Consider the following 9,886-nt stretch of genomic DNA (forward strand, 5'->3'; position numbering starts at 1 on the left):
TAACGCCGATGGTAGTGTGGGGTTTCCCCATGTGAGAGTAGGGCAACATCAGGGTTTAATTTAAGGAACCCCAAGTCGCAAGGCTTGGGGTTTTTTGCTTATGGATGTTTTGGGTTATCCGAAATGTTTTATTGTATCTGCTACGTATCCGCTACACCTTTGCAGATTTTTAGTGAAAATAAACCGCTTGTATTTGAATAATACAAAGCGGTAGTAGATGATATATCAAATATAAAAAACAGCTGTAGAAAGCAGTTATAATTATATTATTTAAGTTCTAGCTTTACGTAATTCTTCGATAGCAGTTTCATCAAAGAAATACTGCGTACCACAACATTCACACTGAATATCAATGACGCCATCTTTTTCAGCAAGCATTGCATCTACCTCTAAATCTGGTAGCAACATAATTGCTGTACCAGAACGTTCACGAGAGCAGCCACATTTAAATTCAGTTGGCTGGGCGGGATAAACTTCAACGGTTTCTTCGTGAAATAATCGATGTAACAGTTCTTCAGCGGTTAAACCAAAAAGTTCATCTTCTTTGATTGTGCTTGCTAGGGTTGAAAGATGTTCAAAATCTTCTGGTGTACCAGTGCCATCTGGCATAATTTGTAACAATGTTCCGCCTGCAACCGCTTTACCATCAAATTCCCCTACGCGAATAAATAAATGCGTTTGGAGTTGTTCAGAACGTGCGAAATAATCTTCTAAACATTCGCTAATTGTTGGTTTATCTAAACCAATTACACCTTGATAACGTTCCCCTTCTTCTGGAATGATCGAAATGACTAACACACCATTGCCGATCATTTGATGTAAAGTGGCATCATCACTAATCTCGCCTTCTACTTTTGCTAAAGCTCGCAGTTGTTGTCTATCATTGCCATTTACTACCGCCATTTTTAACGCACCATCACCTTGAATTTGCACGGTAATCGTGCCTTCAAATTTTAAAGTTGCGGTTAGAAGGCTAGTTGCTACCAACATTTCCCCAAGTAAATTTTGCACTGCTTTTGGGTAGTGATGGGTGTTAAGTGTTTCGGTAAAGGTGTCGTTTAAACGCACCCATTCGCCACGTACTGCACGGTTTTGGAATAGGTAGCGATAGAGTTTGTCATTGTCTTGCGTATAAGTCATAAAATATCCGAATTGATCTGTTTGAATTTAAGTAAATCTCGCCGTTCTTTTTTATTTGGGCGATGATCTGAATAGGGCATAGAAAGTGTTGCTGCTTTACGTTGCTCACGGGCTTCAATACTCTGTTCAGTTTCACGATAAAGTTTCTGTGCTTCTGGTGCTCCACGGCGTTGATCGCTTAGTGCTACCACAGCCACCTCTTTTTCTTCGTTACCTTGGCGTAATCTAATGATTGCACCAATCTCTACGATTTTGCTGGTTTTTGCACGTTGTCCATTATAGTGAACCTTTCCCCCTTCAATCATTGCCTTTGCTAAACTGCGGGTTTTATAAAAGCGAGCAGCCCAAAGCCATTTATCTAAGCGCACGCTATTATCTTGTATTTGATTTTTCATTTTGTATCCAATAGAAAAACAATCGCCACAAGATAAGGCTCTTGTTGCGATTTTTCAAGGTCTAAAATAGTTTTTCTAATGTGATAAACCATTCTTGATTTTGACGAGTATAGAAATCGGGTATGTTACTATCAATTTTCTGATAACGGAAATTTAGCTTAGGCACAATGTCCTGCCAATGCCAAGTACGATTCCAAACCGCTAAATTGGCTTGATATTCCGTGTCTAACCGCTTATAGCCAAACAAATAGTGCTTATCCGCAAAATATCGCTTGCCAAAGCCGATACTCGCCTGTGTTGCCCAGCGTTCGCCTTGAAAAACCGCTCCCACTCGAGCTAGCCATTTATTCGAACTTTGTGCTTTTTCCCGTGCAATTTCACGCATGCCATCTAAATTTGCAAAAAACCGCCCATTTTTAACCGCTTGCCACTGCACACCGCCACCGAGTTGGTGCTGATAGCTGTTATAACGGCTTGCGGTAAGTTCCTCAAAATAACGTTTTTGCAAATGGGTAAAACGACCCGACACCAACCATTGTGAATTGAGATAACGTAACCCATTTACCGTTGCTCCAAATTGGTAATTATAGCGGCTACTTCCTAACCAATTCTGCTCAATAAACGGCGAAAAAGTCAGCCGGTAAGCAGCGGTGCGGTAGCTATAACTCGGCGAAACAAACACCGATTGCTCACGGTAATCTCGGTTATCCCAATAGTAAATCCCACTATAATTAAGCGTTAAACCGGCAAAATGATTGCCTTTCACGTTGTGCAATTTACTCAACCCTAAGCCATAACGCACACCTTTTGCCGATTGTGGCAAACTCTCTTCATTTTTATGGAAAATCCGCCCATTCACATTCACAATCGGCGAAGATGAGGCATTATTCACGTTATCGGTTTGGGTATATTGCAGATAAAAATCGGGCTGCCACGCCTCATTTTCAGCAATTTGGGCTTCTGTATTGGTGGCAATTTTAGCGAGTTCCGGCGGTAAATGGGCTTGAAGTTGCTGAAATTCTTCTTCTGCCGCACGAAATTGCTGATCTTCTGCCAAAATCAACGTCAAATCAAAACGAGGATAAACCAAACTTGGGTTCTTGGCTAACAGTTGGCGGTAGTGAAAAATCGCCGTTTGATGATCTTTTTTCGCATAGGCAAGTGCGGCGTGGGCGTAGTGCCACAACAACGGGTCGAAATTTTTGGTTTGCGGATAACGGCTTAAAAGCGGTTCAAGCGTTGCCCAATCTTGGCTGAGAATCGCTTGGTTAATTTGCCGTTCAACATTCTGATTAAATGAATACGCAGGCTGGTAAGCGGTCGTTTTTTGCGGCTTTTTCGCAAAATTTTGCTTAAATTTAACCACTTGTGGCTGCCGCTCAAACGAAATCGGGTCGGTGTTATGTTCAATTACCGTTTCCGCCCATAAAAAGGGCTGAAAAGCGAAAATAAAAGGGGATATTTTTTCATAAAGACAAAGAAAATGGGTAGATACGGTCAATATAAATGCCGTTTAATTTGCGTTAAACGGCATTGAATGTTAGAAAAGACTATTTTTGGATATCGCCACGAGTGCCGCCGAAACCGATCGTATCTTTACCTTCTAAAGTCACTTTCCCACCAATTTCTTGGGCTTCTTTGCCATAGAAGTCTAAGTTGTAATTACCTGTACGGTAGCTTTGTCTGGCAGAAGAAGTAATACCTGTACCAGAAATTTCACCTTGTGCTAAGATAACATCATCTCCTAAACCGGTAATTTTTCCTGAACCTGTACGGGTATTGAAATCTACATTGTAAGTTGTTTTACCCTCAATAATACTCTCCGTAGATTCACGAGTATTCCAATCATATTCTGACTTAATCGTGCCATTAAAGGCTTTACCAACATAGGTTGCTCTCCCTTCGTTTGGAATTGCTTCTTCAGTTGTTTTTAAACCTCTCACTTGAATAGATGATGCACGATTATCTGAGATAATTTGTCCTGTTTGATTGTTATAAGCCACATTTCCTGAATAATCGGCAATCACAACAGAATACGGTTGATTATATACCACCTTATGAATTCTGTTTGCTCTTGTAAGAGCATTAGAGGTACTTACACTTGATGATCCTTTAGTATTAGTAATTAAACCAACAGGATGTGTTCCATTTGAAATACCTTTAGCCTGTGCAATATCAAGTTGCAATTTATAATCTTCAGTAATCTTCTTAAATTCATCAGGCGTTTTTGATGAATTCTGATCAGCTAAACTCTCTGCTGTCTCTTCATCTAATCCTGCTTCTGCCGCAATCGGTTTTAATTGAGCCACTTTCGCTTGACGTTCTTGCTCTGCTTTCTCCGCTGCTAAACGTTCTGCTTCCGCTTTCTCTTTTGCCGCTTTTTCTGCCGCTAAACGTTCTGCTTCCGCTTTCTCTTTAGCCGCTTTTTCTGCCGCTAAACGTTCTCGTTCTGCTTCCGCTTTCTCTTTTGCCGCTTTTTCTGCCGCTAAACGTTCTGCTTCCGCTTTCTCTTTAGCCGCTTTTTCTGCCGCTAAACGTTCTGCTTCCGCTTTCTCTTTTGCCGCTTTTTCTGCCGCTAAACGTTCTGCTTCCGCTTTCTCTTTAGCCGCTTTTTCTGCCGCTAAACGTTCCGCTTCCGCTTTCTCTTTAGCCGCTTTTTCTGCCGCTAAACGTTCCGCTTCCGCTTTCTCTTTTGCTACTTTTTCTGCCGCTAAACGTTCTGCTTCCGCTTTCTCTTTCGCCGCTTTTTCTGCCGCTAAACGTTCCGCTTCCGCTTTCTCTTTCGCTGCTTTTTCTGCGGCTAAACGCTCTGCTTCCGCTTTATCCTTTGCTGCTTTTTCTGCCGCCGCTTTATCGGTTTGCTGTTGAGTAGTTTGCGGTTGAGTATTCGGTTTTGCCACATTATTTGAGCTTCCGCCCGAACCACCACTACTACACGCGGTTAAACCCAATAAAATCAAACTAGCTAATGTTGTTTTTCTGATAGACATAAAATGTTCCTTTTGTAAGATAAACAAAAATAGATGTGTATAAAACACAAGTGGATTGTACAAAAAAAAAACAACCAGTCAGCAAGTACTTTTATTATTCTCTTCATAAAAATCAGCAAACAAGCGCCCAAAAACAAGAAATAATTTGCAAAATGCGCAAAATCGCTGTATTCTTCGCCATCTCAATTCAGGTAAATACCTGTCAGAATTCCAATCAAATAACATTTCTATATTTATGCATCTTACAGAATTAAAAAATACACCGGTTTCTGATCTTGTTGCGATCGGAGAGGGGCAAATGGGGTTAGAAAACCTAGCTCGTTTGCGTAAACAAGATATTATTTTTGCAATTTTAAAACACCATGCTAAAAGTGGTGAAGATATCTTTGGCGGAGGGGTTTTAGAAATTTTGCCAGATGGCTTTGGCTTTTTGCGTTCAGCAGATAGTTCTTATTTAGCCGGGCCGGATGATATTTATGTGAGCCCAAGCCAAATTCGCCGTTTTAATTTGCAAACAGGGGATAGCATTGAAGGTAAAATTCGCCCACCAAAAGAAGGTGAACGCTATTTTGCTCTGCTTAAAGTTGATGAGGTGAATAATGATAAACCTGAAGTTTCTCGCAGTAAAATCCTGTTTGAAAACTTAACTCCGCTACACGCAAATTCCCGTTTGCGAATGGAACGTGGTAATGGTTCAACAGAAGATTTAACTGCTCGTATCGTGGATTTAGCTGCGCCAATTGGTAAAGGGCAGCGTGGTTTGATTGTTGCACCACCGAAAGCAGGTAAAACAGTTTTACTACAAAATATCGCTCAAAGCATTACGCACAACTATCCAGAGTGTGAATTGATCGTGTTATTGATTGATGAACGCCCTGAAGAGGTAACGGAAATGCAGCGTTCAGTAAAAGGCGAAGTGATTGCATCAACCTTTGATGAACCAGCAACTCGTCACGTGCAAGTGGCAGAAATGGTAATTGAAAAAGCAAAACGTTTGGTTGAGCATAAAAAAGATGTGGTAATTTTATTAGACTCTATTACACGTTTAGCACGTGCTTACAATACTGTTACCCCCGCTTCAGGTAAAATTCTTTCAGGTGGTGTGGATGCCAATGCGCTACATCGTCCAAAACGTTTCTTTGGTGCCGCACGTAACGTTGAAGAAGGTGGTAGCTTAACCATTATCGCGACAGCTCTTGTGGACACTGGTTCCAAAATGGATGAAGTGATTTTCGAGGAGTTTAAAGGAACGGGGAATATGGAGCTTCACCTTTCTCGCAAAATTGCTGAGCGTCGTGTGTTCCCTGCAATTGAATTTAATCGCTCGGGTACACGTAAAGATGATTTATTAATGTCGCCGGAAGAACATCGCAATGCGTGGATGCTGCGTAAGGTGATCAATCCTATGGACGAAGTGGCGGCGATGGAATGGCTTATTGATAAATTAAGCGTAGCAAAAACTAACGCAGAATTTTTTGAGATCATGAAGCGTTCGTAATTTTTTAAAACGAGACTATATCCCCTTTGATTTTTTATTTTCTCAATCAAAGGGATATTTTTTATCTGGTGAGTAAATACTATGCGGAAATGGCTGTTTTGTTTACTTCCTCTTTCTGTTTATGCGCTTGAAAAAGAGCCGCGCATTATGCCAGCACAGGGGGTTGATAAAGCATTATTAGGGCAAATTCTCTTTTTTGATAATAGTCTTTCTTTTCAAGGGAATTTGAATTGTGCGAGTTGCCATAATCCCGATCATGCCTTTGTTGATACACGAGAAACGAGTGCGAATAAAATGGTTTCGCAAGGGGATGATTTAATTTCTTTTGGCAAACGCAATTCTCCTACGATGTTGTATGCCAAGTTTTCGCCAGATTTTTATTTTGATGAAAAAAATCAAGAGTATATTGGCGGTCAATTTTGGGATGGGCGCGCACAACATTTGCAAAATCAAGCAGGAATGCCACCGCTGGATCGATTAGAAATGGGCATGCCTGATAAATTAAGCGTAGCAAAACGCTTGGCGCAAGTGCCGATGTATGTCAATTTATTTTCGCAACATTATGGCGCTGCTGTATGGCAAAGCTATGAGCAAGTGTATAGTGCTATGGAAAACGCTTTGGCGGTTTTTCAGCAACAGAAAAAATTACTCGCCCCCTTTGATAGCTATTACGATAAATCACTTCGTGGGCAGTATAAGCTAAGTGAGCTAGAGGAGAAGGGAAAAGCACTGTTTTTTGATAAGGCAAATAGTAGTTGCAGTAATTGTCATAGGCGAAATGAATTGCCAGACCAAGCTGAAGAGACTTTTAGTAATTATCGCTATTATAATGTTGGGGTTCCTAGCAACAAGCGCTTGATTTCCCACAATAATTTACCAAAAGATTTTATTGATAATGGGCTGCTAGATAACCCCGCGGTTAATGGTGATGTTGCACAGAAAGGTAAATTTAAAGTTCCTACACTACGTAATGTGGCGGTTACCGCACCTTATATGCACAATGGTGTTTTTAACGAGTTACGAACGGTTGTTCTCTTTTTTGATCACTTTAATAATCCTGCCCGGAAGATAAACCCAGAAACCGGAAAACCTTGGGAAATGCCAGAATACCTTCCAACATTGGCACAGGATAAATTGAAGGGGAGAGCATTAAGTGATCAAGAAATTGATGCTTTAGTTGCTTTTTTAAAAATACTGACGGATGAGCGCTATTTGCCATTATTGGGTGAATAATAGTGGGAGTCGAACTCCCACGCTTAATTAGCAATTTGATTTTTGACGTACAATTTCAAATAAACATACGCCTGTGGCCACGGAAACATTTAGGGAAGAGACGGAACCTGCCATTGGAATACTGACTAGCTGATCGCAATGTTCGCGTGTGAGTCTGCGCATTCCATCCCCTTCTGCCCCCATAACTAAAGCAATTGCACCTTTTAAATCAGCTTGATATAAGCTGGAAGATGCTTCTCCTGCCGTGCCAACAATCCAAATATTACGTGCTTGTAATTCACGCATGGTACGAGCCAAGTTAGTCACTCGAATCAGTGGTACGGTTTCTGCTGCACCACAAGCAACTTTGCGAGCGGTGGATGTCAGTTGTGCAGATTTGTCTTTTGGCACAATTACAGCATCAACTCCTGCTGCATCAGCTGTTCGCAAACATGCGCCAAGATTATGTGGATCGGTTACGCCATCTAAGATCAAAAGAAAGGGGTGGGTTTTACGATCTAGAATGGCATCAAGATCATTTTCATTTAATTCTTTTGCCGGTGTGATGCGAGCAATAATCCCTTGATGAACTTCACCTTGCGCTTTGTTATCCAGCGTTTGGCGGTTTACTTGTTGAATAGACACGCCTAAGCGGTGTAATTCATTTAGTAATGGAAGTAGGCGTTTATCTTCTCGCCCTTTTAGTACAAATACTTCAATTAAACGCTCAGGGGCGTTATCAAGTAAAGATTTTACGGCGTGAATGCCGTAGAGTTGGTCGGTCATAATTTTTCTCATGCATGTAAGCGGTCAATTTTTGCAAATTTTTGCAAAAAATGAGCCGCTTGTTTTATTAATGTTCTCTTGTTTTAAAGAATACTACATCAGGGTAACGCTCTTGAGCGAGATTGAGATTGACCATTGTTGGTGCAATGTAGGTGAGATTATCGCCACCATCTAAGGCTAAATTCGCTTCATTTTTGCGTTTAAACTCCTCAAATTTTTTCGCATCACTGCATTCTACCCAACGAGCGGTTGCGACATTTACCGTTTCATAAATCGCTTCTACGCCATATTCCGTTTTAAGGCGAGATACCACCACATCAAACTGTAACACACCAACTGCACCTACGATTAAATCGTTGTTGAGCAATGGGCGAAAAACCTGTACAGCCCCTTCTTCAGAAAGTTGTACCAAGCCCTTGAGCAGCTGCTTCTGTTTTAGTGGATCGCGTAAACGGATACGGCGGAATAGCTCTGGAGCGAAGTTCGGAATACCGGTGAATTTAAAGGTTTCACCTTGAGTGAAAGTATCGCCAATTTGAATAGTGCCGTGATTGTGTAAACCGATAATATCACCTGCGTAAGCCTCTTCTGCGTGAGAACGATCGCCCGCCATAAAGGTTAAGGCATCGGAAATCACTACATCTTTGCCAATGCGGACGTGTTTGAGCTTCATGCCTTTTTCATATTTTCCTGAAACGACTCGCATAAAAGCAACACGATCTCGGTGTTTTGGATCCATATTTGCTTGAATTTTGAATACAAAGCCACTGAATTTTTCCTCAGATGGTGAGACTTCTCGAACATCAGATTGGCGTGGCTGTGGTGCAGGTGCCCATTCGGTTAAACCATCAAGGAAGTGATCTACCCCAAAGTTACCAAGTGCAGTACCGAAAAATACAGGGGTTAATTCACCTTTTAAGAATGCCTCTTGCTCAAATTCGTGGCTCGCACCGAGTACAAGTTCTAATTCATCACGCAGCTGTTGGGCAAGATCGCCGCCGACAGCATCGTCTAATTCAGCACTATTCAAACCTTTGACAATTCGTACGTCCTGAATAGTATGCCCTTGTCCGCTTTGGTAGAGATAGGTTTCATCTTTGGCAATGTGATAGACCCCTTTGAATAATTTGCCACAGCCAATCGGCCAAGTGATCGGCGCACATTTAATTTTTAGCACGCTTTCCACTTCGTCTAATAGCTCCATTGGATCACGAATATCACGGTCCAACTTGTTCATAAAAGTAAGAATCGGGGTATCTCGCAGACGGGTCACTTCCATCAATTTAATGGTACGTTCTTCAACCCCTTTTGCACTGTCAATGACCATCAAACAGCTATCTACGGCGGTCAGTGTACGGTATGTATCTTCTGAGAAGTCTTCGTGCCCGGGCGTATCCAGCAAATTGACTAAGCAATCATTATAGGGGAATTGCATCACAGAAGTGGTAATGGAAATCCCACGCTGTTTTTCCATTTCCATCCAGTCGGATTTAGCGTGAGCTTGTGAGCCTTTACCTTTTACAGAGCCTGCTTTTTGAATCGCATTTCCGTATAAAAGTACTTTTTCAGTAATGGTTGTTTTACCCGCATCGGGGTGGGAAATAATCGCAAAAGTGCGACGTTTATTAACTTCTTGTGGATATGACATATTATTTTTTTCGTACCTAAAATAGAGGGCGTGACATACAGCCCGTAGCAAGAACAATTGGTTATTTTCCTTGATTTATGAATGTATCTCAACCTTTACCAATGACTATTTTGTAAAAATAGCTTGCAAAAGATTATCAGAATTTGACCGCTTGCATTCCTTTTGCGGGCAAATGCTTAATCACGGCAAGAAAAACAAAAGGCAGACCTTTCAGCCT

General features: G+C 41.4%; 8 protein-coding genes. 2 read left to right on the top strand and 6 right to left on the bottom strand.

Annotated features, from left to right (window positions below):
• Window positions 1–270: 270 nt before the first annotated feature.
• The 4 genes from hslO to EDC51_RS10705 form a co-directional block, all read right to left on the bottom strand.
• Window positions 271–1,140, bottom strand: a complete 870-nt coding sequence (gene hslO, locus EDC51_RS10690; protein ID WP_025288902.1) for an Hsp33 family molecular chaperone HslO — start codon at window positions 1,138–1,140, stop codon at window positions 271–273.
• Window positions 1,137–1,535, bottom strand: coding sequence for a ribosome-associated heat shock protein Hsp15 (gene hslR, locus EDC51_RS10695; protein WP_015431782.1), 399 nt, complete (start codon window positions 1,533–1,535; stop codon window positions 1,137–1,139). The genes hslO and hslR overlap by 4 nt, the downstream gene beginning before the upstream one ends.
• Before the next feature lie 61 nt (window positions 1,536–1,596).
• The gene (locus EDC51_RS10700; protein WP_249038493.1) at window positions 1,597–3,036 is read right to left on the bottom strand and encodes a surface lipoprotein assembly modifier; all 1,440 of its coding nucleotides are present in this window, start codon (window positions 3,034–3,036) and stop codon (window positions 1,597–1,599) included.
• 49 nt (window positions 3,037–3,085) lie between these two features.
• Window positions 3,086–4,525: a factor H binding protein domain-containing protein gene (locus tag EDC51_RS10705; RefSeq protein ID WP_131928941.1), complete on the bottom strand. Its 1,440-nt coding sequence runs from the start codon at window positions 4,523–4,525 to the stop codon at window positions 3,086–3,088.
• Between the two features lie 235 nt (window positions 4,526–4,760).
• Between EDC51_RS10705 and rho the strand changes: the two genes are divergently transcribed.
• Both rho and EDC51_RS10715 read left to right on the top strand, forming a co-directional pair.
• Window positions 4,761–6,023 carry a transcription termination factor Rho gene (rho, locus tag EDC51_RS10710; protein WP_015431785.1) on the top strand — a complete coding sequence of 421 codons (1,263 nt, stop codon included), beginning with the start codon at window positions 4,761–4,763 and terminating at the stop codon, window positions 6,021–6,023.
• 81 nt (window positions 6,024–6,104) lie between these two features.
• Window positions 6,105–7,256 (top strand): cytochrome-c peroxidase, encoded by a 1,152-nt coding sequence (locus tag EDC51_RS10715; protein WP_131928942.1) that lies wholly within the window; start codon window positions 6,105–6,107, stop codon window positions 7,254–7,256.
• Between the two features lie 27 nt (window positions 7,257–7,283).
• Here the strand turns inward: EDC51_RS10715 and rlmB are convergent, their stop codons facing one another.
• Window positions 7,284–8,021, bottom strand: coding sequence for a 23S rRNA (guanosine(2251)-2'-O)-methyltransferase RlmB (gene rlmB / locus EDC51_RS10720; RefSeq protein WP_131928943.1), 738 nt, complete (start codon window positions 8,019–8,021; stop codon window positions 7,284–7,286).
• A gap of 67 nt (window positions 8,022–8,088) precedes the next feature.
• A complete protein-coding gene (gene prfC / locus EDC51_RS10725) occupies window positions 8,089–9,669 on the bottom strand; it encodes a peptide chain release factor 3 (protein WP_131928944.1) in 1,581 nt (526 codons plus the stop codon).
• Window positions 9,670–9,886 lie beyond the last annotated feature (217 nt).

This window comes from Bibersteinia trehalosi (assembly GCF_004346205.1).
In the GTDB taxonomy this organism is placed as follows: domain Bacteria; phylum Pseudomonadota; class Gammaproteobacteria; order Enterobacterales; family Pasteurellaceae; genus Bibersteinia; species Bibersteinia trehalosi.